Origin of the sequence: Janthinobacterium sp. OK676 (genome assembly GCF_900103595.1) — a bacterium.
Classification (GTDB): domain Bacteria; phylum Pseudomonadota; class Gammaproteobacteria; order Burkholderiales; family Burkholderiaceae_D; genus Janthinobacterium.
In genome coordinates, this window is record NZ_FNHA01000007.1 from 85,826 (window position 1) to 110,208 (window position 24,383).

Below are 24,383 nucleotides of genomic sequence, written 5' to 3' on the forward strand. Positions count from 1 at the left end.
GAGTGGTTTGTTTGGGAACAATCGTCGTGCTTGAGGTATTTCTAACATTGTTTTCACAGGAAATCACTTAGCGACAAAGAGTTTTTTCCTTTTTCCTTACTCTAGATAAATAAAAAGCAATATCAAGCAAATAATCGTATTGTGAGCGAGGAAGATTAAAAAAATAACTCATGTTGCATCAATGGTAACAGCATTTTTGCCGAATTGATAAATATTTCATATCATTCTGTATGCTGGCCCACACAAGACGTATTGCCCACGCGACAGGGTGAGGTTTTCCCGCAGAAATGCAGTCCGCTCAGGCCAGCACCACCTTCACGCCCGCCTCGCGCAGCACTTCGGCAAAGCGGGGCGGCGGTGGCGCATCCGTAAACAGGACGTCGATTTGCGCCAGGTCGGCCAGGCGCACGAGCGCCTTGCGGCCGAATTTATGCTGGTCGGCCACCAGCCACACTTCGCGCGACTGCTCGATGATCGCTTGCGCCACCTTCACTTCGCGCGCGTCGAAGTCGCGCAGGCTGCCGTCTTCGTCGATGCTGGAAATGCCGATGATGCCGATGTCGACCTTGAACTGGCGGATGAAGTCGATGGTGGCTTCGCCAACGATGCCGCGGTCGCGGCCGCGCACCACGCCGCCGGCCACGATGACTTCGCAGGCCGCGTTGTCGGCCAGGATGGCGGCCACGTTGAGGTTGTTCGTCACCACGTGCAAGCCCGTGTGCCGGCCCAGCGCGCGCGCCACTTCCTCGGTCGTCGTGCCGATATTGATCAGCAGCGAACAGCCGTGCGGCACTTGCGCGGCGACGGCGGCCGCGATGCGCCGCTTGGCGTCGCTGTTGAACACCTGGCGCTGGCTGTAATCGATGTTTTCCACGGACGAGGGCAAGCCCACGCCGCCGTGGTAGCGGGCCAGCAGCCGGGCTTCTTCCATCTGCTTGACGTCGCGGCGCACGGTTTGCGGCGTCACGTCCAGCTGCTGGGCCAGCTCTTCGACGGACATGGTGACCTTCTGGCGCACCACTTCAAGCAGGCGGCGCTGGCGGGGATTCAAGATCATGGTGCTCTCTTTAAAAATCACAAACGAACAAAAACGAACAAATAGTACTAAAAATATGTTGCTATGGGTTCGTATTCTGGCGTAACCTTATCCATATTGCATGTGTATTACGAAATGGTGATCTTAACGACAGTCGCTGGCGATGCCTAGTCTTTCCTCGCCGGTGAGTCCACGACAGACATGGAGTCCCGATGGCCGCAGCACAGCAGGGTGTGGAGACAGCGATCAAATGCGACGTGCTGGTGGTGGGCGGCGGCATCAATGGCGCCGGCATCGCGCGCGACGCGGCCGGACGGGGCTTGTCCGTGGTGCTGTGCGAAAAGGACGACCTGGCTTCCCACACCTCGTCCGCCTCCACCAAGCTGATACACGGCGGCCTGCGCTACCTCGAATACTATGAATTCGGCCTCGTGCGCAAGGCGCTGATCGAGCGCGAAGTGTTGCTGCGCTCGGCGCCGCACATCATGTGGCCGCTGCGCTTCGTCATGCCGCACGCCAAGGGCCAGCGCCCGGCTTGGCTGATACGCGCCGGCCTGTTCCTCTACGACATGCTGGCGAAGCGGGAAATCCTGCCGGCTTCCAGCGGCATCGACCTGACGCGCCATGCGGCCGGCACACCGTTAAAACCCCAGTTCAAGCGCGGCTTCGTGTATTCCGACGGCTGGGTCGACGATGCGCGCCTCGTGGTGCTCAATGCCATCGACGCGGCCGACAAGGGCGCGCACGTGCTGACGCGCACGCGCTGCACGGCCCTGCGGCGCGATGGAGCGGGTGCGGACGCTACTTGGCAGGCTACTCTGCAGCAAGGCGACGGGCGTGAGCTGTCCGTGCGCGCGCGCAGTGTCGTCAATGCGGCCGGGCCGTGGACGGCCGAGTTCCTGCAGCAGGCGGCGCCCGGCGGGCAGGGCCGGCATTTGCGCCTGATCAAGGGCAGCCATATCGTCGTCAAGCGCCTGTTCGACCATGATCACGCCTATATCTTCCAGCATCCGGACGGGCGCATCGTGTTTGCCATTCCGTATGAGCACGATTTCACCCTGATCGGCACCACCGACCTCGACTACCAAGGCGACCGTGGCAAGGTGGAAATCGATGACGAGGAAATTCGTTACTTGTGCGAGCTTTCCAGTTACTATTTCAGCAAGCCGATCGTGCCGGCCGACGTGGTGTGGACGTATGCGGGCGTGCGCCCGCTGGTGGAAGACGCGGCGGCCGACGCCAAGGCCGTCACGCGCGATTACCGTTTCGAGCTGGACCGGGAAGGTGCGCCGCTGCTGAGTATTTTCGGCGGCAAGATCACCACCTTCCGCAAGCTGGCCGAGGAAGCGATGGACCTGCTGGCGCCCTTGCTGGGCAATACGCTGCCGGCCTGGACGGAGCAGGCTTGCCTGCCCGGCGGCGACGTGTATGGCGCCGTGCCGCAGAACCGGGCCGTGCGCGAGTTCGGCCAGTTCGTGCAAGGCTTGCAGCGCGAGTATGCGTGGCTGCCGGCGGCGCTGGTGGCGCGCTATGCACGCGCCTACGGCACGCGCATCCACGTGCTGCTCGAGGGCAGGGCGGACGTGGCGGCCATGGGCGAGGAAATTGCCGCCGGCCTGTACGCGGCGGAAGTGGACTATGTGCGGCGCCATGAATGGGCCGTCAGCGCGGCCGACATCCTGTGGCGGCGCTCCAAGCTGGGCTTGCACCTGCCGCGCGAGACGGCGGGCACGCTCGACGCCTGGCTGTTGCAGCACCCTTTGCCATAAGCACAAAACGTTGCCGACCGCGCCCCGCAGAGGTTGCGGCGAAGAATAAGAAACCATCACTGGAGGAGAAGCGCGTGCAACTGGTACTGGACAAGATCAGCAGGAAGCAGGGGGCTGACGACTTTTTATATCCGATGTCGCTGGCCCTCGTGCCGGGCGCCATCAACGTCTTGCTGGGCACCACGCGTGCCGGCAAGACGACCCTTATGCGCGTGATGGCGGGCCTGGACAAGCCCAGCGGGGGCACGGTGACGGCCGATGGCGTCGACGTGACGGGCGTGCCCGTCAGCAAACGCAACCTGGCCATGGTGTACCAGCAATTCATCAACTATCCGGCCTTCACCGTCTATGACAATATCGCTTCGCCCTTGCGCCTGCGCAAGGTGCCCGAGGAGCAGATACGCACGAAAGTGCTGGCGCTGGCCGAACGCCTGCACATCACGCCCTACCTGCAGCGCACGCCCGGAGAATTGTCGGGCGGCCAGCAGCAGCGCACGGCGCTGGGGCGCGCGCTGATCAAGGATGCGTCCTTGCTGCTGCTCGACGAGCCGTTGGTCAATCTCGACTACAAGCTGCGCGAGGAATTGCGCCGCGAATTGACGGAACTGTTTTCCAGCGGCAGCACGACGGTCGTGTACGCGACCACGGAACCGCTGGAAGCGCTGCAGCTGGGCGGCCACGTGGCCGTGCTGCACGAGGGACGTTTGCTGCAGCAAGGTCCGACCCTGGACGTCTTCAACGCCCCCAACTCCATCGACGTGGCGCGCACCTTCAGCGACCCGCCCATCAACCTGATCCCCGCCCGCGTGGATGCGCACGGCGTGGCGCAGGCGGCCGACGGCCTGTCGATACACTTGAGCGGCGCGCAGCGCGCCCGTCTGGGCGACAGCACGGCGGTGATCCTCGGCGTGCGCGCGCACAGCCTGCATCTGTCGCCGCAGTCCGAGGGCGACGTGGCCATCGCAGCTACGGTGGATCTGGCGGAAATCAGCGGCTCGGAAACCTATGTGCATGCGCGCCGTGGCGACCTGGCCCTGGTGGCGCAACTGGGAGGCGTGCACAACCTGGAGATCGGCAGCGCCTGCACCGTGTATTGCCAGCCGCACGCCTTGCTGATCTTCGCCAGCGATGGCGGCCTGCTGTTTGCTCCTGCGCAAGGAGGGGTGTGACATGGCGCGCATCGAACTGGTCGACCTGGCCCACGCCTACAAACCGAACCCGACGGCCCCCGCCGACTATGCGCTGCGGCCCATGAGCATGGCGTGGCATGACGGCGGCGCCTACGCCTTGCTGGGGCCGTCCGGCTGCGGCAAGACGACCTTGCTCAACATTATCTCCGGCCTGGTCAAGCCGTCGCATGGCAAGGTGCTGTTCGACGGCAAGGACGTCACGCAGCTGCCGACCGAGGCGCGCAATATCGCGCAAGTGTTCCAGTTTCCCGTCATCTACGACACCATGACCGTGCACGACAATCTCGCGTTTCCGCTGCGTAATCGCGGCTGGAAAGAGATCGAGGTGAAAAAGCGCGTGCAGCAAGTGGCGCAGATGCTGGAATTGACGGGCGACTTGAAGCTGCGCGCCAGCGGCTTGTCAGTGGACGCCAAGCAAAAGATTTCGCTGGGCCGCGGCCTCGTGCGCCCTGACGTGGCGGCCGTGCTGTTCGACGAACCGCTGACGGTGATCGACCCGCACCTGAAATGGCTGTTGCGCAGAAAATTGAAGGAGATCCACCACGAACTGAAATTGTCCCTGATCTACGTCACGCACGACCAGGTGGAAGCGCTGACCTTTGCCGACCAGGTGGTCGTCATGACGCAGGGCGAAGTGGTGCAGACGGGCAGTGCGCAAGCGCTGTTCGAGGAGCCCGAGCACACGTTTGTCGGCTATTTCATCGGCAACCCGGGCATGAACTTGCTCGGTTGCACCCTGGACGACGGTGGCGTGCGCGTGGCGGGACAGCTATTGGCCGTGTCCGCTGCCGCCCGCGCGGCGCTCTCTGGCGCGCAAGGCAAGATCACGCTGGGCGTGCGGCCGGAATTCGTCGAATGCGTGAAAGCGGGCGAGGGTGGCGAAGGTGGCGACCATTGCCTGGACGCCACGGTCACGGCCGTGCGCAATATGGGCACGCATTACCTGGCGGAATTCCAGCTGGGCGGCGCGAAGGTGGCGGCCAAGCTGCGCGCCATCGACGCCGTCGCCGGGGCGCAGTTAGGCCAGTCTGTGCGGCTGCGCTTTCCGCCGCAACGCACCCTTTTCTATGTCAACGATAAGCGGGTGGCCTGATGATACATAACGGTAAAACCGATAACAACCGCCGCGCCTGGCTATTGATCCTGCCCGTGCTGCTGTGCGTGGCCTTTTCCGCCATCCTGCCCCTGATGACGGTGGTGAACTATTCCGTGCAGGATATTCTGAGCCCCACACAAAAGGTTTTCGTGGGCACCGAGTGGTTCCGCATGGTCATGCTGGACGGCGATCTGCACAGCGCCTTGCTGCGCCAGCTGCTGTTTTCCGGCTCCGTGCTGGCCATCCAGATTCCGCTGGGTATTTTGATTGCCCTGTGCATGCCGGCCGATGGCTGGAAGGCGTCCCTCGCCCTGGTGCTGATCGCGCTGCCCCTCTTGATACCCTGGAACGTGGTGGGCACCATCTGGCAAATCTTTGGCCGCGGCGACATCGGCCTGATGGGCTACACCCTGAACCAGCTGGGCTTTGACTACAACTACAACGGCAATTCGCTCGACGCGTGGCTGACGGTGATGGTGATGGATATCTGGCACTGGACGCCTCTCGTCGTGCTGCTGTGCTATGCGGGCTTGCGCGCCATTCCCGACGCGTATTACCAGGCGGCGCGCATCGACGGCGCCTCGCGCCTGGCCGTGTTCCGCTACATCCAGCTGCCGAAACTGCGCAATGTGCTGATGATCGCCGTGTTGCTGCGCTTCATGGACAGTTTCATGATCTACACGGAACCGTTCGTGCTGACGGGCGGCGGGCCGGGCAATGCCACCACGTTCCTGTCGCAATACCTGACGCAAAAGGCCGTGGGCCAGTTCGACCTGGGGCCGGCGTCCGCGTTTTCCCTGATCTATTTCCTCATCATCCTGCTGTTCTGCTTTGTGCTGTACACGTGGATGCAGCGCGTTGGCACGGGAGACCAGAAATGATGCACAAGAAAATGAGCAGCACCATCCTCGTCGTCTTTTTGCTGGGTTCGCTGTTGCCCATCTACTGGATGCTCAATATGTCGCTCAAGACCAACGAGGAAATCGTCGGGGTCTTGAGTCTGTGGCCGCAGCAACTGACGTTCGCCAACTACCACACGATCTTCACGGACCGGTCCTGGTACAGCGGCTACATCAATTCCATGATCTACGTGGCCTTGAACATGGTCATGTCGGTCACGGTCGCCTTGCCGGCCGCCTATGCTTTCTCGCGCTACAACTTCGTGGGCGACAAGCATTTGTTCTTCTGGCTGCTGACCAACCGCATGACGCCGCCCGCCGTCTTCCTCGTGCCCTTCTTCCAGCTGTATTCGACTGTCGGCCTGATGGACACGCACCTGGCCGTGGCGCTGGCGCACATGGTCTTCAACGTGCCGCTGGCCGTGTGGATCTTGGAAGGCTTCATGTCCGGCGTGCCGAAGGAAATCGACGAGACGGCATATATCGACGGCTACAGTTTCCCGCGTTTTTTCATCCGCATCTTCTTGCCGATGATTAAGTCGGGCGTGGGCGTGACGGCCTTCTTCTGCTTCATGTTCAGCTGGGTGGAATTGCTGCTGGCGCGTACTTTGACGTCCGTCAACGCCAAGCCGATCGCCGCCACCATGACGCGCACCGTGTCGGCGGCCGGCATGGACTGGGGCGTGCTGGCGGCGGCGGGCGTGCTGACCATCGTGCCCGGCGCGCTGGTGATCTGGTTCGTGCGGCATTACATTGCCAAGGGTTTCGCGATGGGGAGGGTGTGACATGGAAAATACCGATAGCACAGCCAGCCTGTTCGGCTGGATGGCGTGGACGCCGGAAGTGGCCATCTTCTTTATTTGCATCGGCTTGATGCTGGCCGGCATGACGGTGTGGCAAATCCGCTCGCCCAGCATCGAGCGCAAGGGTTTCTTGCCCATGCCGACGACGCGCGGCGACCGGCTGTTCATCGGCTTGCTCACGGCGGCGTATGTGAATCTGGCGTGGGCGGGGTTTACGGAAATGCAGCAGGCGATAGGGGCTGCCATCAGTTTTGTGTTGTTGTTGATTGTCATGCGTTGGGGATAACCGGCTTGCCGGTGTTGATGGATGCCGTACCGCCAGCAGGCGGCCGGTAAAAACTATAAAAGGAGATTCACGATGAAATTGAAGTTCACGGTCTTCGCGGCTGCGGCCATGCTCGTGTCGAATGCGGCCCTGGCCGACGCCAAGCAGGCGCAAACCTGGATCGACAAGGAATTCCAGCCTTCCAGCCTGAGCAAGGAGCAACAGCTTGCTGAAATGAAATGGTTCATCGATGCGGCGGCCAAGCTGAAAGCCAAGGGCATCAAGGAAATTTCCGTCGTCTCGGAAACCATCGACACCCATGTCTACGAATCGAAGACCCTGGCCAAGGCCTTCGAGGAAATCACGGGCATCAAGGTGCGCCACGACATCATCCAGGAAGGCGACGTGGTGGAAAAGCTGCAGACCTCCATGCAGTCCGGCAAGAGCATCTATGACGGCTGGATTTCCGATTCCGACCTGATCGGCACCCACTACCGCTATGGCGCCGTCGAGCCGCTGTCCGACTACATGGCCGCCAAGGGCAAGGAATTTACCAATCCCGGCCTGGACTTGAAAGATTTCATCGGCATCAGTTTTACGACGGCGCCGGACGGCAAGGTCTATCAACTGCCCGACCAGCAATTTGCCAACCTGTACTGGTTCCGCGCCGACTGGTTTGCGCGCAAGGATCTGCAAGCCAAGTTCAAGGCCAAGTATGGCTACGAGCTGGGCGTGCCGCAAAACTGGTCCGCCTATGAAGACATCGCCGACTTCTTCACGAATGACGTGAAGGAACTGGACGGCAAGAAAGTGTATGGCCACATGGACTACGGCAAGAAAGATCCGTCGCTGGGCTGGCGCTTTACCGATGCCTGGCTGTCGATGGCTGGCGCGGCCGACAAGGGCATTCCGAACGGCATGCCTGTCGACGAATGGGGCATCAAGGTGGCTGCCGACAAGTGCACGCCCGTGGGCGCATCGATGTCGCGCGGCGGTGCCACCAATTCGCCGGCGGCCGTGTTTGCGCTGACGAAATACATCGACTGGATGAAGAAATACGCGCCGCCGCAGGCGAACGGCATGAATTTCTCGGAATCGGGTCCCGTGCCGGCGCAGGGTGAAATCGCCCAGCAAATCTTCTGGTACACGGCGTTTACGGCCGGCATGACGAAACCGGGCTTGCCAGTAGTGAACAAGGACGGCACGCCGAAATGGCGCATGGCGCCGTCGCCGCACGGCCCGTACTGGAAAGAGGGCATGCAGAACGGCTACCAGGACGTCGGCTCGTGGTTCCTGTTCAAGTCCACGCCGGACGACCGCAAGGCCGCCGCCTGGTTGTACGCGCAGTTCGTCACGTCGAAAACCGTGTCGCTGAAGAAATCGATCGTCGGCCTGACGTTTATCCGCGACTCCGACATTCGCCACGATTACTTCACGAAACACGCGAACGAGTACGGCGGCTTGATCGAGTTCTACCGCAGCCCCGCCCGCGTGGCGTGGACGCCGACGGGCAACAACGTGCCCGACTATCCGAAGCTGGCGCAGCTGTGGTGGAAGAACGTGGCCACGGCCATCACGGCGGAAAAAACGCCGCAAGCGGCCATGGATAACCTGGCCGAGGAAATGGATCAGGTCATGGCGCGCCTGCAGCGGGCCGGCATGAAGGCGTGCGCGCCCAAGCTCAATCCGAAGGGCGACCCGAACCAGTATTTGTCGGATCAGCACGCTCCATGGAAAAAGCTGGCGAATGAAAAGCCGAAGGGTGAAACGATAGCCTACGACAAGCTGCTGCAAGCCTGGAAAGAAGGCAAGGTAAGGTAAGCTGCCGCCGCAGTGCTGAGGGCACGGAGCTTGATGGCTCCGTGCCTGTTTTTACCCGATTCGCACCACCAGACAATGACCACATACATACTTGCTTTAGACCAGGGCACCACCAGTTCGCGCGCCATCCTGTTCGACCATGCGGGCCGGCCGCACGCCAGCGCGCAGCGCGAATTCCGCCAGATTTTCCCCCAGCCTGGCTGGGTCGAGCATGACGCGAACGAAATCTGGGCCTCGCAAGAGGGCGTATTGCACCAGGTGCTGCGCGACAGCGGCGTGGCCGCTTCCGACGTGGCCGCCATCGGCGTGACCAACCAGCGCGAAACGACGGTGCTGTGGGACCGCGTTACGGGCGAGCCCGTCGCCAACGCCATCGTCTGGCAAGACCGCAGAAATGCGGCCTATTGCGAGCAACTGGTCGAGCAGGGCAAGGCGGACTTGATCCAGCAAAAGACGGGCCTGGTGCTGGACGCCTATTTTTCCGCCACCAAGCTCAAATGGCTGCTCGACAACGTTCCCGGCGCCCGCGCGCGCGCCGAACGGGGCGAGCTGGCCTTCGGCACCGTCGACAGCTGGCTGATCTACAAGATGAGCGGCGCCCACTTGACGGACACGAGCAACGCGGCGCGCACCATGCTGTTCAATATCCACACCCTGCAGTGGGACACGGACTTGCTGGCGCTGCTGGGCATTCCCGCCTCCCTGCTGCCCGACGTCGTGCCCTCGAGCGGCGTGGCCGCGCACACGCACGTTGATCTGCTGGGCGTGTCCGTACCGATCGCCGGCATTGCGGGCGACCAGCAGGCCGCCACCTTCGGCCAGGCTTGTTTGAAGCCGGGCATGGCCAAGAATACCTACGGCACGGGCTGCTTCATGCTGATGAACGTGGGCAAGCGCCCCTTGCCATCGAAAAACCGGCTGCTGACGACGGTGGGCTGGAGCCTGGGCGCCGGCAGCGACAAGACCGATTATTTGCTCGAAGGCAGCGCCTTCATCGCGGGAGCGGCCGTGCAATGGATGCGCGACGGCATCGGCATCATCCGCGACTCGTCCGAAGTGGAAGCGCTGGCCACCAGCGTGCCAGACTCGGGCGGTCTCGTCTTCGTGCCCGCGTTCGCTGGCCTCGGTGCGCCGTACTGGGACCCGTATGCGCGCGGCACCCTGATCGGCATCACGCGCGGCACGGGCAAGGCGCATATCGCGCGCGCGGCATTGGAAGGCGTGGCTTACCAGAACGTGGACGTCCTGTCCGCCATGCAGGACGACGCGGGCATCGCGCTATCGGAATTGCGCGTGGACGGCGGCGCGGCCCGCAACGACATGCTGATGCAGTTCCAGGCCGACATCTTGAATGTGCCCGTGGTGCGTCCCGTGGTGACGGAAACGACGGCCCTGGGCGCCGCCTACCTGGCGGGCCTGGCCGTGGGTTTCTGGGAATCGCAGGAAGAAATCGCCGCCCAGTGGCAGGTGGGACGCCGTTTCGAGCCGAAGATGGCGGCCGATGAACGGTTGACGCGGCTGCACAAATGGCAGCGGGCCGTGGAGCGGTCGCGCGACTGGAGCGAGTGAGTTAGGGAATAAGCCAGGATCAATTGCGCATGAAATACACGGCATAGCCCACCGTTTCGCGCGGCACGGAATACAGGTCGCGCAGCTCGAAATAGGGCGCGTGCACGTTGCCGCTGACGGCGATGCCGCTGCGCTCGAGCGCCAGCCGGAAGCGGGGCACATGGAAATATTGTGTGGCAACCATGGCCGTCTTCCAGCCATGCGTGCGCATCAGTTGCGCCGCGTTGCGGGCCGTGGCGTCCGTCGTCCAGCCCTGGTTATCTTCGATGATGGCGCCGGCCGGCACGCCGCGCGACTGCAGGTAGCGGGCCATAGCCGCGGCCTCGTCAAACCCTTCCTTGCCCGTCGCCCCGCTGACGAGAATGCGCGGCGCCCTGTGTTCCTGAAACTGTTTCAGCGCCACGTCGAGCCGCGCCTGCAGCCGGGGGCTGGGCGTGCCGTCGGGCGCAATCGTATTGCCCGGCACGACGATCACATCGGCGGGAGCCAGTTTATCGTTGAGTCCCGCCAGCATCAGGGCGGCGGTGGCCAGCAGGAATACGCCAACAGCGCTTGAACCGAGCACAGTTATTTTTCGCATCGTTCATCATCAAATAGGGAATGGACGCATGATACCCGTCCATTCCTACTGGTGTCAGTTCGCCTGCGCCTTGCGCGCGCGCTGGTTCGACAGATAAATATTGTCCATTGCCAGCGGCTTGCCTTCACGCACGGCATCGATCCAGTCCCTTGTGCTGGCCACGGCGGCGAAATTCGAGTGGAATACGGCGCTGAAGACGCGGTGGATTTCCTCTGCGCTGGCCGTGCCGCCCGCGTTGGCGTAGGGCAGGGTGCCGGTGGCGTCTTGGAGGAACTCGACTTGCAGGCCGTCGTGCGCGGCGTGGTAGATGGTGGCCGCGTCGCAGTTGTGCGTCATGTAGCCGATGATGCTCAGGGTGTCGATGCCGTGGCCTTCCAGCCAGGCGCGCAAGTCCGTGCCCGCAAACGCGCTGCCCATGGTCTTGTTGATGCGGTGGTCGGCGGCAAAGGCGGCCACTTGCGGATGCAGCTGCCAGCCGTCGCTGCCCTTGGCGAAAATGGGCGAGGTTTCCGGCGCATCGTGCTGGACGACGATCACGGGCACGCCGGCGGCGCGGGCGGCGGCCATGGCCTGGACGATGTTCGGCAGGGAAATGTCGACGGATGGATATTCGATGGGCATGTCGCCCGTGAAGTATTCATTTTGTACGTCGATGACGAGCAGGGCGCGGCGCGGGGTGGTGGACATGGCTTCTCCTTGAGTGGTTGAAAGAGGAAACGGCTCCTCGATACAGCCATTTTCAGGCTGCGGGCCGCAAATTAAAAGTGGCCCGAAGGACTATCTGCGATAAAATCGGGCCATGACTACTACTCTTGCCCTTGTCGCTCCATTGACGGTGGCCGTGATCGCCTTCGACGGCATGACGCCATTCCACTTGTCCGTGCCTTGCCTCGTGTTTGGCGCCCAGACGGACGAGGCCGATCTGCCGTCTTTCCACGTGCGCGTATGCGCCGCCGATCCCGTGCCCTTGCGCACGGCGGCCGGCTTCGGCATCACGCCCGAGTTCGGCCTGGAAGGATTGGACGGGGCCGATATCGTCATCATGCCGGCCTGGCACGATGATTGCCGCGACGCGGCGGCGCCCCTGGTCGCGGCGCTGCAGGCGGCCAGCCGGCGTGGCGCACGCATGGTGGGCCTGTGCCTGGGCGCATTTCCTTTGGCACAGGCGGGCTTGTTGGACGGCAAGAGCGCAGCCACGCACTGGGGCATGGCGGACTGGCTGGCGGCCCGTTATCCCAAGGTCAGGGTGGACCGGGAAGTGCTGTACGTGGACGATGGCGCCGTGCTGACATCGGCCGGCGTGGCGGCCGGCCTCGATTGCTGCCTGTATCTGCTGCGCCAATTGGCGGGCGCCGAGGTGGCCAACCGGGTGGCGCGCCGCCTGTTGGTGGCGCCGCACCGCCAGGGCGGGCAGGCGCAATTCATCGAGCGTCCGCTGCCCGTGTCCGGCAGCGAAGGGCGCTTTGCCGACGTGCTGGCCAGCGTGACGGCCAGCCTGGGCCAGGCGCACAGCATCGACGCGCTGGCCGAACAGGCCGCCATGAGCCGGCGCAATTTCACGCGCCACTTCCGCCAGGCCATGGGCACTTCGTTCAAGCAGTGGCTGCTGAACCAGCGCCTGGCGCATGCGCAAGGCTTGCTGGAAAAGAGCGCGGCCTCGATCGACGTCGTGGCGCAAGAGGCCGGCTTCGGCACGGCCCTGTCGCTGCGCCAGCATTTCCGCGCGAACTTGCAGACGTCGCCTTCGGCGTATCGCAAGCTGTTCCGGCAGCAGCTAGGCCAGGTCGCCTGACCATAGCATGGCGGGATCCCGGCTTCCCTGCGGCAGCCCCGCGCTGACGGCGATTTGCCGCGCGATGAAGGCGGTTGGATCGAAGGCGTAGCGTTCCTGGAACGAGACGGTTTCGGCGCTCATCAGTTCGGCGTAGGTTTGCATCAGGGTCGAGGCGCGTATCGAGTCGCCCTGGGCCAGGTAGTCGTCGATGGCGGCCAGCAGCACGCGATAATCCCCATTCTCCTTGCTGCCGCCAAAGTGGAACGACAGCTGCCCGCAGGCGCGCCAGATGGGGTCAGGTTCGCCGTCCGGCACCGGCTGCGTGCGCAGCCATTGCAGGGCTTTCAGGGGCGGGCCGCCAAACGAGGGCGGCGAGATGATGGCCTGGATGGCCACCCTGGCGGCGTCAGCGGTTCTTCCAGCGCGCACGTACAGGCCGTGCAGCAAGGCCAGGGCGTCCGTATATTCGGGAATGATGGCCAGCGCCGCTTCCAGCAGGGCGATGGCCGCGTCCGGCTTGCGCTGCGCGATCAATTCCTTGGCCGCCAGGAAGGTGGCGCGCGGCGAGGCGGGGTCGTCGTCCAGCGTTGGCGTGCCGACATACTCGTCTTCCGCTGCAGCGTGGGCTTGCAGGAACGCCGCCAGGCTGGAAAAGTGCGGCTGGATGCGCCATTCGTCATGCCACGTTTCGACGACGATGGGTTCGCTCGCTTCGCGGCCGATGGGCCAGTACAGGCCGAAAGTGTCGCCATTGCCCAGCGCGCCTTCGGCAAACGGGGTGAAGCCGAGCGGTGGATACGCTGTCGTGTGTTGCCAGTCTTGTTCCGCCGAGATGTGGGCGAGGCTTGCGGGTAATTGCATGGAAGCACAGGAGGAGAAAACGCCAGTGTAGGGCAAGACGGCGGCGCAAGGCGCCCGCATCGGCGCATCGGCAAGGAATAACCGAACTGATAAAATGGAGACTTCTTCGCCCGGGCGGTCTCGCCATGTCCAGTTCATCACACTCTGCCATCGACCTCAGCTTTCGCAGCTATGCGCACATCGGCGCGCCGGACCGCCACGATTTCGTGCAGCTGGTGCTGCCCCTCAGCGGACAGCTGTTGCTGGAAATCGACGGCAAGCAGGGGAAAGTCGATACGCAGCTGGGCGTGGTGATCCCGGCGCACGCCTGGCATGCCCAGCATAGCCAGGTGGCCAATCACTCCATCGTCGTCGACGTGGACGCGGCCGTCGTGGCGCGCAGCGGCTGGCAGCGCCTGCTGGACGGCTCCTACACGGCGATCGGGCCGGGCGCCCGCAAGCTGATTGAATACCTGGGTGTCATGGCGCAGCAGCGGGCGCTGACGCCGGCCGTTGTCACGGGCTGGACGCCGCTGTTGCTCGATACCTTGTTGCTGGGAGAGCCGCAGCCCCGTTCGCGTCTTGGCGCGTTGCTTGCTCGTGTGCAAGCCGAGCCGGGCTTGCCGTGGTCGACGGCGTCGATGGCGCACTTTGCCAATCTCAGCGTCAGCCGTTTGCATGCGCTGTTCCGAGAGGAAATGGATACCAGTCCGCATGCCTGGCTGCGGCAGCAGCGCATGGCGCGCGCTTGCGACTTGCTTGCCGCCGGCGATGCCAGCCTGGCCGAGATCGCGCTGGCGGCCGGCTTTTCCGAACAGAGCGCATTGACGCGCGCCATGCGCGACGGCATGGATGTCACGCCGGCGGCCTACCGGCGCGCATGTCGCGATAAATGGGAGAAATGGTCAACAAGGCAGTAGCTGGCGCCAAGAATGGACGCGGCAGACTTGCCACAATCTCCTTTTCAGGAGATTGACCATGCATCAAGAAAACAAGAGCCGACTGGGTATGCTTGCCGGCATCGCCGCGGGCGCGCTATGGGGGCTGGTATTCCTCGCGCCCGCGCTGATCCCCGCCTTCCAGCCGCTGGAATTGTCCGTGGGCCGCTACCTCGCGTATGGCCTGATCGCGGCCGTGCTCGTCGCGCCGTCGTGGCGGCGCCTGCTGCGGACCTTGGGCTGGCGCGAATGGCGCGGCCTGGTCTGGCTCAGCCTGACCGGCAATATCGTGTATTACGTGCTGCTGGCCGGCGCCGTGCAGACGGGCGGGGTGGCCATGACGTCGATGGTGATCGGCTTGCTGCCGCTGGTCGTCACGCTCGTCGGCAGCCGCGACCGCGATGCCGTGCCGCTGCGCAAATTGATGCCTTCCTTGCTGCTGAGCGCGGGCGGGCTAGCCTGCATCAGCTGGCAGTCGCTAGCCAGCCCCCGCCATGCGTCCCTGCTGGGGCTGCTGTGCGCGCTGGCGGCGTTGCTGTCGTGGACGGTGTATGCGGTCGGCAACAGCCGCTGGCTGGGACGGCTGCGTTCGGTCTCGGCGCAGGAGTGGAATCTGTTGACGGGCGTGGTCACGGGCGCTGCCGCGCTGCTGCTGGCCATTCCCGTCGCGCTGGCCGCGCCTGGTAAGCATGGCGGCACGGCCTGGCTGCAGTTTGCCGGCGTCGTGACCGGTGTCGCGCTGCTGTGTTCTGTCGTCGGCAACGGTTTGTGGAACCAGGCCAGCCGCGTCTTGCCGCTGACCATGATGGGGCAGATGATCGTCTTTGAGTTCCTATTTGCCTTGCTGTACGGCTACTTGTGGGAGCAGCGCTGGCCCACGCCTGCGGAAGCGGCGGCGACGATCCTGCTGCTGGCGGGCGTGCTGGCGTGCGCCGCGGCGCACCGGCCGCCTAGTTGCGCGGCTCGTGTATCCGGAATTTCCTGACGATGCCCGCCTGGTCGAACATCACGGCCACTTCGCGCGTGCCTTTTTCGCCGAGCAGGGGGATCAGCCGCGTTACCTTCGGCGCTTGCAGCTGGTTCTTGTAGACCCATACTTCATAGCCGGGATCGAAGCTGACGACGGTGGCGTTGCCCAGGGCCGCGTCGAGGTCGAGGCGGGTGGTCTTGCCGACCTTGATGTTCTGATAGATGGCGCCATTGTCCGGCGCGCGGTTGACCTTGTATTCACTGGCGGTGCACATGGCCACGGCCAGGCCCGCGAGGCAGGAAACTGCCAGTTTGATCAATGTGTTCATAGGGACTCCCAGTGTGCATCACTGCTTCCAATCTCAGAGGGGACGGGCGTGATGTCTGAGCAGGAGTGTGCTTGCGAACCACGCAATGTGCTACAAGATTATACAAAGGCGCACAATCCGGTGCCGTTGGTGTCGCCAGGCGATACTTTTAGCGGTTCTGCAGCACGTCGGTCGACAGCGCCAGGGTTTCCTTGATTTCTTCCATCACCACATAGCTTTTCGATTGCGCGGCGCCCGGCAGTTGCAGCAGCATGTCGCCCAGCAGCTTGCGGTACTCGGCCATTTCATGGATGCGCGCCTTGATCAGGTAATCGAAATCGCCCGACACCAGATGGCATTCCTGCACCTCGGGAATCTGCAGCACTTCGCGGCGGAATTGCTCGAAGGCGGACGCGGATTTTTGATTGAGCGTAATCTCTACAAAGACGAGCAGCTTGGCGCCCAGCGCGGCCGGGTTCACCTTGGCGTGATAGCCCGTGATGACGCCGTCGCGTTCCATGCGCTTGACCCGCTCGATGCAGGGCGTGATGGACAGGCCCACCTGTTCACCGAGGTCTTTCATCGAGATGCGGCCATCCTGTTGCAGGATGCGCAGGATGTGGCGGTCCAGCTTGTCGAGGCCACGTGCCGATTCTTTAAGGATTCTCATGATTTATTGCTGAATATCTCAATTTATACGTGAACAAATACTGGCTCTTTCCCAATATGATAGCGGTTAATCTGGCGTCAGCCTAAAAAATATAATGAGGAAACTATGCGTATCGTGATTCTGGGTAGCGGCGTCATCGGCGTCACCAGTGCTTACTATCTGGCCAAGGCAGGACATGAGGTGACCGTCATCGACCGCCAGCCGGGCCCGGCACTGGAAACCAGCTTCGCGAATGCGGGGCAAATCTCGCCCGGCTACGCTTCGCCATGGGCCGCGCCCGGCATTCCCCTGAAAGCCGTGAAGTGGATGATGCAGCGCCACGCGCCCCTGGCCATCTCGCTCGACGGCAGCGCCGCCCAGCTCAAATGGATGTGGCAGATGTTGCGTAATTGCACACCGGAAGCATATGCCGTGAACAAGGAACGCATGGTGCGCCTAGCCGAATACAGCCGCGACTGCTTCAAGGTGCTGCGCGCCGAGGCGGGTATCACCTATGAAGGCCGCCAGCAAGGCACGATGCAATTGTTCCGTACCGAAAAGCAATACAACGACGCCGCCAAGGATATCGAAGTATTGAAAGAAGCGGGTGTGCCGTATGAAGTGCTGCAGCGCAACGAGCTGTCGCGCGCCGAGCCGGCCCTGGAAGCCGTCAAGGAGAAACTGTTCGGCGGCTTGCGCCTGCCCAACGATGAAACGGGCGATTGCCAGCTGTTTACCACCCGCCTGTCCGAGATGGCCGAGGCGCTGGGCGTGAAGTTCCGCTACGGCGTGTCCATCGACGCCTTGCTGACGCAGGGCGATGAAATCGCCGGCGTGCAATGCGGCGCGGAAATCGTCAAGGCCGATTCCTATGTGGTGGCCCTCGGTTCCTACTCGACGGGCTTCATGAAGCCGCTGCTCGACATTCCCGTGTATCCATTGAAGGGTTATTCGATCACCGTGCCTATCGTCAACGCGGCCAAGGCGCCCGTGTCGACCATCCTCGATGAAACCTACAAAATTGCCGTCACCCGTTTCGACGACCGCATCCGCGTGGGCGGCATGGCGGAAATCGCCGGCTACAACCTGAACCTGAACCCGCGCCGCCGCGAAACCCTGGAAATGGTCGTCAACGACCTGTTTCCCGGCGGCGGCAACACGGCCGAAGCGACGTTCTGGACGGGCTTGCGCCCGATGACGCCGGACGGCACGCCTATCGTCGGCCGCACGCCGCTGCGCAACCTGTTCCTGAACACGGGCCACGGCACCCTGGGCTGGACCATGTCCTGCGGTTCGGCGCAATTGCTGGCCGACCTGATGTCGTCGAAAAAGCCGGCCATCCTGGCCGATGACCTGTCCGTCAGCCGCTACAGCGGCGCGCAGGGCCATGGCAAACTGCAACACGCGGCGGCCTGAGATGGCGGCCAGCATGCCTCCAAAGGAACGTAGCGGCGCCATCCTGACGGTGGACCTGGACGCCGTGCGCGCCAACTACCGCTTGCTGCGCGACAAGGCGCACCCGGCCGCCTGCTCGGCCGTCGTCAAATCCGACGCGTATGGCCTGGGCGCCGCGCAAGTGGGCGCAGCCCTGTATGAAGAAGGGTGCCGCCATTTCTTCGTGGCGCACCTGGAAGAGGGCATCAGCCTGCGTCCGCACGTGGCGCCCGACGCGGCCATCTTCGTGTTGCACGGTCCGCCCGTCGGCACAGAAGGTGAATTCACGGCCCACGGCCTGATTCCCGTGCTCAACAGCGAGCCGCAGGTGGCGGGCTGGCGCCAGCACGCAAAGGCCTTGGACACCACCCTGGACGCCATCGTGCAGGTGGACACGGGCATGTCGCGCATGGGCCTGTCGCCGCAGGAAATCGATGGTTGGCTGGCGGATGAACACTTCCTCGACGGCATCAAGGTGCGCTACGTCATGAGCCACCTGGCGTGCGCCGATGAGCGCAGCAACCCCATGAATGGCGAGCAGCTGGCCCGTTTCATCGCCATCCGCGCCCGTTTGCCGCAATACCGCGCCAGCCTGGCCAATTCCTCGGGCATCTTCTTGTCGCCCGATTATCACTTCGACCTGGTGCGCCCGGGCGCTGCCCTGTACGGCATCGGGCCGCAGGGGGGCGAACCGAATCCCCTGCGCTCGGTCGTGCGCCTGCAAGGCAAGGTGCTGCAGACGCGCACGATTGCCGCCGGCGACCACGTGGGCTACAGCCGCCGCTACACGGCCAGCGAGCCGCGCCAGGTGGCCACGGTGTCCGTCGGCTATGCCGATGGCTGGCTGCGCAGCATGAGCAACCAGGGCCTGGCCATCGTCGACGGCGTGAAAGTGCCGCAGATCGGCGCCATCTCGATGGATTCCATCACGCTTGACGTAAGCGCCATCGCCGAAGAACGCGTGGCGCCGGGCAGCCTGGTCGACCTGATCTGCGCGGAACACCCGGTCGACGCCGTCGCGGCCATGGCCAATACCATCGGCTATGAGGTATTGACGAACCTGGGCGGGCGCTACTACCGCGAGTATCAAGGGCTTGCCGGCGCACGTTAAGCAGCGCGAAACCCATGATTGTGTGGCAAGATAGCCTTGTAGTGAGCTTCACTCCAGGGCTATTCTTTTACCATCATCGGGGATATATATGAGCCAATATAACGTTGCTATCATCGTCGGCAGCCTGCGCAAGGATTCCTTCAACCGCAAGCTGGCCGATGCCATCATCAAGCTGGCGCCGCCCGAGTTTTCTTTCAAGCACATCGAAATTGGCGACTTGCCGCTGTACGACCAGGACGATGACGGCGCCCAGGCCGAGCAGGTGCTGCGCCTCAAATCCGACATTTCCGCATCACAAGCGTTGCTCTTCCTCACCCCCGAATACAATCGCTCGATCCCCGGCGTGCTGAAAAACGCCCTCGACCACGGTTCGCGTCCGTATGGCCAGAGCGTGTGGGGCGGCAAGCCGGGCGCCGTGCTTGGCGTGTCCGTCGGCGCCACGGGCACGGCGCTGGCGCAGCAGCATTTGCGCAATATACTGTCCTACCTGGACGTGCCGCTGCTGGGACAACCGGAAATGTTTATCCAGGCCAAGGATGGTCTATTTGACGAACATGGCGGCATCGGTCCGGCCAGCCTCGGTTTCTTCCAGGGCTGGATGCAGCGCTACGCGGACTGGGTCCGCAAGCACGCGATCCACGCTTGATGCAGATCAAAGCGGCAGCGTTTTGCGTTGCCGCTTGTACGCTTTCTTTGACCATGGATGCCAATATTTCAATATTGGCACGGGGGTCTCGGTATAATGCGCTCTTTCTTTAGCGCAATACTTTCCAAATCTTGCCAACCCCATGTGGACTAAACCTGTTCCGCGCATGAATCTGCGCCGTTTGATCGTGCTCGTGGCTTTTGCCAGCGCCCTGGTGTCCCTGGCCAATACCTTCTATGCCAGCTACAGCGTGCAGCGCCAGTTGCTGATCGACACCACCCTGGAAGCGAACCACGCGTATGCGAGCAAGCTGGCCAGCACGGCCGAGGATTTCCTCCAGTCGGCGCGCCAGCAGCTGGCCTACAGCGCCGGCAGCCTGCCGTCGCGCATGGGTGACGAGCAGTGGCTGACGGACGAGGCGCAGCGGCTGCGTTTGCAAACGAACAGCTTCAATTCCGTGCTCATCGTCAATGCGGACGGCAAGGTGCTGGGGGTGTCGCCCGAAACGCTGGCCCTGAAAAACCGCACGCTCGATTCGGCGGGCGCCATCCAGGCGCTGCGCGAACGGCGCCCGCTGGTGACGCAGCCTTACGTTTCCTCGGCCGGCAACCTGGTGGTCTTCATTTCGCACCCCATCGTTGGCAAGGATGGCCGCTACTTCGGCTATGTGGGCGGCAGTATCTACCTGAAACAGAAAAACATCCTGTACACCATGCTGGGCCAGCATTATTACCGTGACGGTTCCTACCTGTACGTGGTGGACCAGAACCGGCGCCTGCTGTACCACCCGAATCCCGAACGCCTGGGCGAAGTGGCCGGCAGCAATGACGTCATCGATACCATCATCGCGCAGCAGGGCGGCGGCAACCGGCGCATGCGCAACAGCCTGGGCGTGGACATGCTGGCCGGCTACGCCGTCATGCCGTCGACGGGCTGGGGCATCGTGGCGCAGCGTCCGACGGCCATGACCCTGGCCCCGCTGAAACAGCTGATGGCCAACACGGTATGGCATTCGCTGCCGATCGCCTTGCTGAGCCTGCCATTCATCTGGTGGCTGGCCAGCCTGATTTCGCGGCCCCTGATGCAGCTGGCCGACGGTGCGCGGCGCATGGATGCGGCCGGCACGGCCGAGCATATCGGCGCCATCCGCGCCTGGTACGTGGAGGCGGCGCAGATCAAGAAAGCCCTGCTGAAGGGCCTGGCCTTGTTGCAGAACAAGATCGGCAAGTTGAAGTCCGACGTGGAGACGGACCCGCTGACGGGCCTGTCGAACCGGCGCGGCATGGCGGCGGCGCTGGGCGCCTGGCAGGCGCAGGCACGGCCGTTTTCCGTCATCGCCATCGACATCGACCATTTCAAGCAAGTCAACGACCAGTGGGGCCATGCCGTGGGTGATGAAGTCATCCTGCGCCTGGCGCAGCTGATGCGCGCCTGTTCGCGCGGTGCCGACGTGCTGTGCCGCAATGGCGGCGATGAATTCATCATGCTCTTGCCCGACGCCGACCTGGACGTGGCCCTGCAGGTGGCCGAGCGCCTGCGGGCCAAGGTGGCCGCCGCCGTGATTCCCGGCGCGGGCGCCATCACGGTGTCGCTGGGCGTCGTGTCGTCGGAGCAGGAGGCGGGCAAGGTTGGCGGCGCGGACGCCGTGCTGCTGGCCGCCGACGCGGCCCTGTACGTGGCCAAGGAAAGCGGCCGCAATTGCGTGGGCATCACGGAGCCTGCCTGAGAAACTGATCCGCTGTTTTCTGTTGCATCTGAGCCTGTCCCGTTTGCCCGCCAGCGCTTACCATGTGACCCTGATCAGGTACAACGAGGATGGCGGGCATGGCGGGGATGGATATCGATGACGTTTGAGCAAGCACATGGCATCCGTTGCGAAGTCGACGGCCAGCTTCACCCCCTGGCCTACCTCGGCTGCCGCGGACTCAACTATGGCCAGCACAGCGTGCTGCCGCTGCATCCGTTCCGCCTGAGCGTGCCGGAAGCGGCGCTGGCGCCCCTGCTCGACGAACCGTTCAACAGTTTTATCCAGACTTGCCGCGAAGACGACCTGCAGGACGAGGAAAGCGACTTGCCCGCGCTTAAGGACGCTGGCTACCCCGACATCACGGCCATGCTGGCAGGCCACCGGCCGCTGCTGGCCGAAATGCTGTATGACTTCATGATCAGCGATTTAATGGATGCGATCGGGCGGGCCAGCGGCTACCGGAGCCGGGTTCCACGCTACTGGGGCGACGTGGAGGCGGCGGACAACCGCGCGTATTTCATCGTCAATGAAGTGGAGACAGTCTCCTTTGCCGATGGCTACGCCATCTTCGAAGGGCAGGGCTACTACGGCGTCTACGTGATCTGGCTGACGCACGGCTACGGGCGCAAATAGGGGCTTGACCTTCCTCGTGTGGGAAGGTTTATAGTTGTGCCATGAACCGTGCCTTTTTCCGCTTTCTCGCCCGCTCGCTGCTCTGGCTGCTGGCCGTCACGCTGCCCCTGCAGGGATTTGCGTCGGCCATGCGCAGCTGCTGCGTGGATGAGCTGGCGGTAGTTGCCACGGTCACCGTCGAGGCAATGCAGGCGCCCCCGTGCCACGACATGGCGGACATGCAGATGGCGGACCAGCCCATGAAAATGGCCATGGACGATGGCGGCGCCACGCACCACGGCCACGATTGCAGCAACCACGGCGCGTGCACCGTGGGCGCCACGGCGCCGCCGGGCATGCCCGCCTTGCACGCCCTGACCCTGCGCGCGCCGCCTCCGGCGCTGGCGCCCGATTCCCCGTTCGCCGGGCATATCCCGCCTGGTCCCGAACGTCCCCCGAGAAGCACGCGCTCCGCCTGACCGCCCGTTGAACCTGGCGGTGCCGCCGTCGCACGTCCCGGCATCCTGAGCCTTGCACCGGCCGCGCCAGCGTTCCAGTCGCGCGCCCGCCGCGCCATACCCTGTCATTCAAGGAATACCATGAAATATCTGTTCAGCCTTGCGCTGGCTGTGCTGCCGCTGGCCGCCGCAGCGCAATCCCCGTCGCCGTCCCCGTACTCCCCGCAAGAGGCGCAAGCATCCGTGCCGGCCACCACCTACCGCTCCGCCTTTGCCGGCTACCGACCCGCCGCCGAGGACGAGGCGACGCCCGACCAGACGTGGCGCGCCGTCAACGAGAAAGTCGGCAAGGCCGGCGGCCACATGGGCATGATGAAAATGGACGGTCACAAGATGGAAGGGCACAAGATGCCGATGGCTCAGCCCATTCCCAAGCCCGATGCCCAGCCTGCCCCGCAACATCAGCAACACCAGCACCACCAGCACCACCAGCATGAAGGACACTGACATGACGCGTTTCAAGAAATCGTATTGCCTCACGCCGCTGGCCCTGGCGGCCGCTTTGCTGCTCGGCGGCTGCGCCAGCTTCAGCCAGGATGGCGGCATGCAGGCGGTCTCCGCGCTGGCCGACGCCCGCACGGGCGCGCCCGCGGCGCTGACGGACACGGGCGGCGAGGACAAATTGGCTGCCTTGCTGGCCCAGCCCCTGGACGCCGACAGCGCCGTGCGCATTGCTCTGATGAACAACCACGGCATGAAAGCGGCGCTGGCCGAACTGGGCGCGTCCGAGGCGGATCTCGTGCAGGCGGGGCGCTTGCGCAATCCCGGCCTGTCGTTCGGCCGCTCGCACGGCAGCCATGGCAATGAAATCGACCGTGGCGTCAGCTTCGACCTGGCCGGCTTGCTGACCATGCCGATGCGCGTGAACATCGAGCGGGGCCGTTTCGAGCAAGCCAAGCTGCAGGCCGCCAGCAGCGCCGTGCAACTGGCGCTTGATACGCGCAGGGCCTATTTCAATGCTGTGGCCGCCGTGCAGACGGAAGCGTTCATGCAGCGCGCGCTGCTGTCGGCCGAGGCGGGCGCCGAACTGGCCACGCGCCTGCAGCGGGCGGGCAACTGGAGCCGCCTCGACCAGGCGCGCCAGCAAGTGTTTTATGCGGACGCCGTCGGCGACCTGGCGCGCGCCCGCCACCAGGCATTGGTGACGCGCGAGCACCTGACGCGCTTGCTGGGCCTGTGGGGCAAGCAAACCGGCTTTACTTTGCCATCGCGCTTGCCCGACTTGCCGGCCCAGGCGGCGGACGCGGGCAATATCGAGGCGCAGGCGATGGAGCAGCGCCTCGACGTGCAAAGAGCGAAACTCGACGCGCACGCGACGGCCGATGCGCTGGGTCTGGCCAAGGTGACGGGCTTCATCAATGTGCTCGACGTGGGCTATACCAACAAGAGCAGCAGCGAGGCGCCGCGCGAAAACGGCTATGAAGTGTCGCTGGAACTGCCCCTGTTCGACTGGGGGGCGGCGCGCAATGCGAAGGCGCAAGCACTGTACGAGCAGTCGCTGCAGCGCACGGCGGGCACGGCCGTCAAAGCCCGCTCGGAAGTGCGCGAGGCGTATTCCAGCTACCGCACGGCTTACGACCTGGCGCGCCACTATCGCGATGAAGTCGTGCCGCTGCGCAAGACGATCTCGCACGAGGTGCTGTTGCGCTACAACGGCATGCTGGCCAGCGTCTTCGAACTGCTGGCCGACGCGCGCGAACAGGTCGCCAGCGTCAACAGCGCCATCGAAACCCAGCGCGATTTCTGGATCGCGCAAACCGAACTGCAAGGCGCCATCAATGGCAGCGGCCCCGCCAACAAGGAATAATG

The 24,383-nt window shown here is 63.6% G+C and carries 25 protein-coding genes; 19 read left to right on the forward strand and 6 right to left on the reverse strand.

Features of this window, described 5'->3' with window-relative positions:
• Positions 1 to 298: 298 nt before the first annotated feature.
• On the reverse strand, positions 299 to 1,057 hold the full coding sequence (locus tag BLU39_RS15180) for a DeoR/GlpR family DNA-binding transcription regulator (protein ID WP_175539324.1): 759 nt from the start codon (positions 1,055 to 1,057) through the stop codon (positions 299 to 301).
• 191 nt (positions 1,058 to 1,248) lie between these two features.
• On the opposite strand from BLU39_RS15180, the gene glpD reads away from it, so the two are divergent.
• The 8 genes from glpD to glpK all read left to right on the forward strand — a co-directional run bounded on the left by glpD (position 1,249) and on the right by glpK (position 10,448).
• Positions 1,249 to 2,805 (forward strand): glycerol-3-phosphate dehydrogenase, encoded by a 1,557-nt coding sequence (gene glpD, locus BLU39_RS15185; protein WP_092714353.1) that lies wholly within the window; start codon positions 1,249 to 1,251, stop codon positions 2,803 to 2,805.
• A 74-nt stretch (positions 2,806 to 2,879) separates the two neighbouring features.
• Positions 2,880 to 3,974, forward strand: coding sequence for an ABC transporter ATP-binding protein (locus BLU39_RS15190; protein ID WP_092714356.1), 1,095 nt, complete (start codon positions 2,880 to 2,882; stop codon positions 3,972 to 3,974).
• Position 3,975: 1 nt separating this feature from the next.
• Positions 3,976 to 5,088: an ABC transporter ATP-binding protein gene (locus BLU39_RS15195; protein ID WP_092714358.1), complete on the forward strand. Its 1,113-nt coding sequence runs from the start codon at positions 3,976 to 3,978 to the stop codon at positions 5,086 to 5,088.
• Positions 5,088 to 5,972 (forward strand): carbohydrate ABC transporter permease, encoded by an 885-nt coding sequence (locus BLU39_RS15200; protein WP_034754965.1) that lies wholly within the window; start codon positions 5,088 to 5,090, stop codon positions 5,970 to 5,972. The genes BLU39_RS15195 and BLU39_RS15200 overlap by 1 nt, the downstream gene beginning before the upstream one ends.
• A complete protein-coding gene (locus BLU39_RS15205) occupies positions 5,972 to 6,775 on the forward strand; it encodes a carbohydrate ABC transporter permease (RefSeq protein ID WP_171985164.1) in 804 nt (267 codons plus the stop codon). The genes BLU39_RS15200 and BLU39_RS15205 overlap by 1 nt, the downstream gene beginning before the upstream one ends.
• Position 6,776: 1 nt before the next feature.
• On the forward strand, positions 6,777 to 7,079 hold the full coding sequence (locus BLU39_RS15210) for a DUF2160 domain-containing protein (RefSeq protein ID WP_232731128.1): 303 nt from the start codon (positions 6,777 to 6,779) through the stop codon (positions 7,077 to 7,079).
• A 72-nt stretch (positions 7,080 to 7,151) separates the two neighbouring features.
• On the forward strand, positions 7,152 to 8,879 hold the full coding sequence (locus BLU39_RS15215; RefSeq protein WP_092714360.1) for an ABC transporter substrate-binding protein: 1,728 nt from the start codon (positions 7,152 to 7,154) through the stop codon (positions 8,877 to 8,879).
• 75 nt (positions 8,880 to 8,954) lie between these two features.
• The gene (gene glpK / locus BLU39_RS15220) at positions 8,955 to 10,448 is read left to right on the forward strand and encodes a glycerol kinase GlpK (protein ID WP_092714721.1); all 1,494 of its coding nucleotides are present in this window, start codon (positions 8,955 to 8,957) and stop codon (positions 10,446 to 10,448) included.
• 19 nt (positions 10,449 to 10,467) lie between these two features.
• Here the strand turns inward: glpK and BLU39_RS15225 are convergent, their stop codons facing one another.
• Together BLU39_RS15225 and BLU39_RS15230 are read right to left on the reverse strand one after the other, a co-directional pair.
• Positions 10,468 to 11,028 (reverse strand): YdcF family protein, encoded by a 561-nt coding sequence (locus tag BLU39_RS15225; protein WP_092714362.1) that lies wholly within the window; start codon positions 11,026 to 11,028, stop codon positions 10,468 to 10,470.
• Between the two features lie 54 nt (positions 11,029 to 11,082).
• Positions 11,083 to 11,715 carry a cysteine hydrolase family protein gene (locus tag BLU39_RS15230; RefSeq protein ID WP_092714366.1) on the reverse strand — a complete coding sequence of 211 codons (633 nt, stop codon included), beginning with the start codon at positions 11,713 to 11,715 and terminating at the stop codon, positions 11,083 to 11,085.
• 112 nt (positions 11,716 to 11,827) lie between these two features.
• Between BLU39_RS15230 and BLU39_RS15235 the strand changes: the two genes are divergently transcribed.
• Complete coding sequence (locus BLU39_RS15235; protein WP_092714368.1) at positions 11,828 to 12,820, forward strand: GlxA family transcriptional regulator; 993 nt, start codon at positions 11,828 to 11,830, stop codon at positions 12,818 to 12,820.
• Here the strand turns inward: BLU39_RS15235 and BLU39_RS15240 are convergent.
• The gene (locus BLU39_RS15240; protein WP_092714371.1) at positions 12,803 to 13,663 is read right to left on the reverse strand and encodes a tetratricopeptide repeat protein; all 861 of its coding nucleotides are present in this window, start codon (positions 13,661 to 13,663) and stop codon (positions 12,803 to 12,805) included. The two genes, BLU39_RS15235 and BLU39_RS15240, sit on opposite strands and share 18 nt — an antisense overlap.
• A 125-nt stretch (positions 13,664 to 13,788) precedes the next feature.
• Here BLU39_RS15240 and BLU39_RS15245 point away from each other — a divergent pair, with 125 nt between their 5' ends.
• Together BLU39_RS15245 and BLU39_RS15250 are read left to right on the forward strand one after the other, a co-directional pair.
• Positions 13,789 to 14,562: an AraC family transcriptional regulator gene (locus BLU39_RS15245; protein ID WP_092714373.1), complete on the forward strand. Its 774-nt coding sequence runs from the start codon at positions 13,789 to 13,791 to the stop codon at positions 14,560 to 14,562.
• 58 nt (positions 14,563 to 14,620) lie between these two features.
• On the forward strand, positions 14,621 to 15,565 hold the full coding sequence (locus BLU39_RS15250) for a DMT family transporter (protein ID WP_092714375.1): 945 nt from the start codon (positions 14,621 to 14,623) through the stop codon (positions 15,563 to 15,565).
• Here the strand turns inward: BLU39_RS15250 and BLU39_RS15255 are convergent.
• Both BLU39_RS15255 and BLU39_RS15260 read right to left on the reverse strand, forming a co-directional pair.
• Positions 15,531 to 15,878 carry a hypothetical protein gene (locus tag BLU39_RS15255; RefSeq protein ID WP_092714377.1) on the reverse strand — a complete coding sequence of 116 codons (348 nt, stop codon included), beginning with the start codon at positions 15,876 to 15,878 and terminating at the stop codon, positions 15,531 to 15,533. The genes BLU39_RS15250 and BLU39_RS15255 overlap by 35 nt on opposite strands.
• Before the next feature lie 148 nt (positions 15,879 to 16,026).
• The gene (locus BLU39_RS15260) at positions 16,027 to 16,527 is read right to left on the reverse strand and encodes an Lrp/AsnC ligand binding domain-containing protein (protein WP_070222192.1); all 501 of its coding nucleotides are present in this window, start codon (positions 16,525 to 16,527) and stop codon (positions 16,027 to 16,029) included.
• Between the two features lie 105 nt (positions 16,528 to 16,632).
• Here BLU39_RS15260 and BLU39_RS15265 point away from each other — a divergent pair, with 105 nt between their 5' ends.
• The 8 genes from BLU39_RS15265 to BLU39_RS15300 all read left to right on the forward strand — a co-directional run bounded on the left by BLU39_RS15265 (position 16,633) and on the right by BLU39_RS15300 (position 24,381).
• Positions 16,633 to 17,922 (forward strand): D-amino acid dehydrogenase, encoded by a 1,290-nt coding sequence (locus tag BLU39_RS15265; RefSeq protein WP_092714380.1) that lies wholly within the window; start codon positions 16,633 to 16,635, stop codon positions 17,920 to 17,922.
• A gap of 13 nt (positions 17,923 to 17,935) precedes the next feature.
• Positions 17,936 to 19,051 carry an alanine racemase gene (gene alr, locus BLU39_RS15270; RefSeq protein WP_232731127.1) on the forward strand — a complete coding sequence of 372 codons (1,116 nt, stop codon included), beginning with the start codon at positions 17,936 to 17,938 and terminating at the stop codon, positions 19,049 to 19,051.
• A gap of 88 nt (positions 19,052 to 19,139) precedes the next feature.
• Positions 19,140 to 19,697 carry an NADPH-dependent FMN reductase gene (locus BLU39_RS15275; protein ID WP_092714384.1) on the forward strand — a complete coding sequence of 186 codons (558 nt, stop codon included), beginning with the start codon at positions 19,140 to 19,142 and terminating at the stop codon, positions 19,695 to 19,697.
• 142 nt (positions 19,698 to 19,839) lie between these two features.
• On the forward strand, positions 19,840 to 21,423 hold the full coding sequence (locus BLU39_RS15280) for a sensor domain-containing diguanylate cyclase (protein ID WP_092714386.1): 1,584 nt from the start codon (positions 19,840 to 19,842) through the stop codon (positions 21,421 to 21,423).
• Between the two features lie 117 nt (positions 21,424 to 21,540).
• A complete protein-coding gene (locus BLU39_RS15285; protein ID WP_092714388.1) occupies positions 21,541 to 22,077 on the forward strand; it encodes a hypothetical protein in 537 nt (178 codons plus the stop codon).
• Positions 22,078 to 22,118: 41 nt separating this feature from the next.
• Entirely contained in the window at positions 22,119 to 22,535 is a 417-nt protein-coding gene (locus tag BLU39_RS15290; RefSeq protein ID WP_092714390.1) for a hypothetical protein, read from the forward strand.
• A gap of 120 nt (positions 22,536 to 22,655) precedes the next feature.
• Positions 22,656 to 23,021, forward strand: a complete 366-nt coding sequence (locus tag BLU39_RS15295; protein ID WP_092714392.1) for a hypothetical protein — start codon at positions 22,656 to 22,658, stop codon at positions 23,019 to 23,021.
• Between the two features lies 1 nt (position 23,022).
• A complete protein-coding gene (locus tag BLU39_RS15300) occupies positions 23,023 to 24,381 on the forward strand; it encodes a TolC family protein (RefSeq protein WP_254788985.1) in 1,359 nt (452 codons plus the stop codon).
• Positions 24,382 to 24,383: the final 2 nt, after the last annotated feature.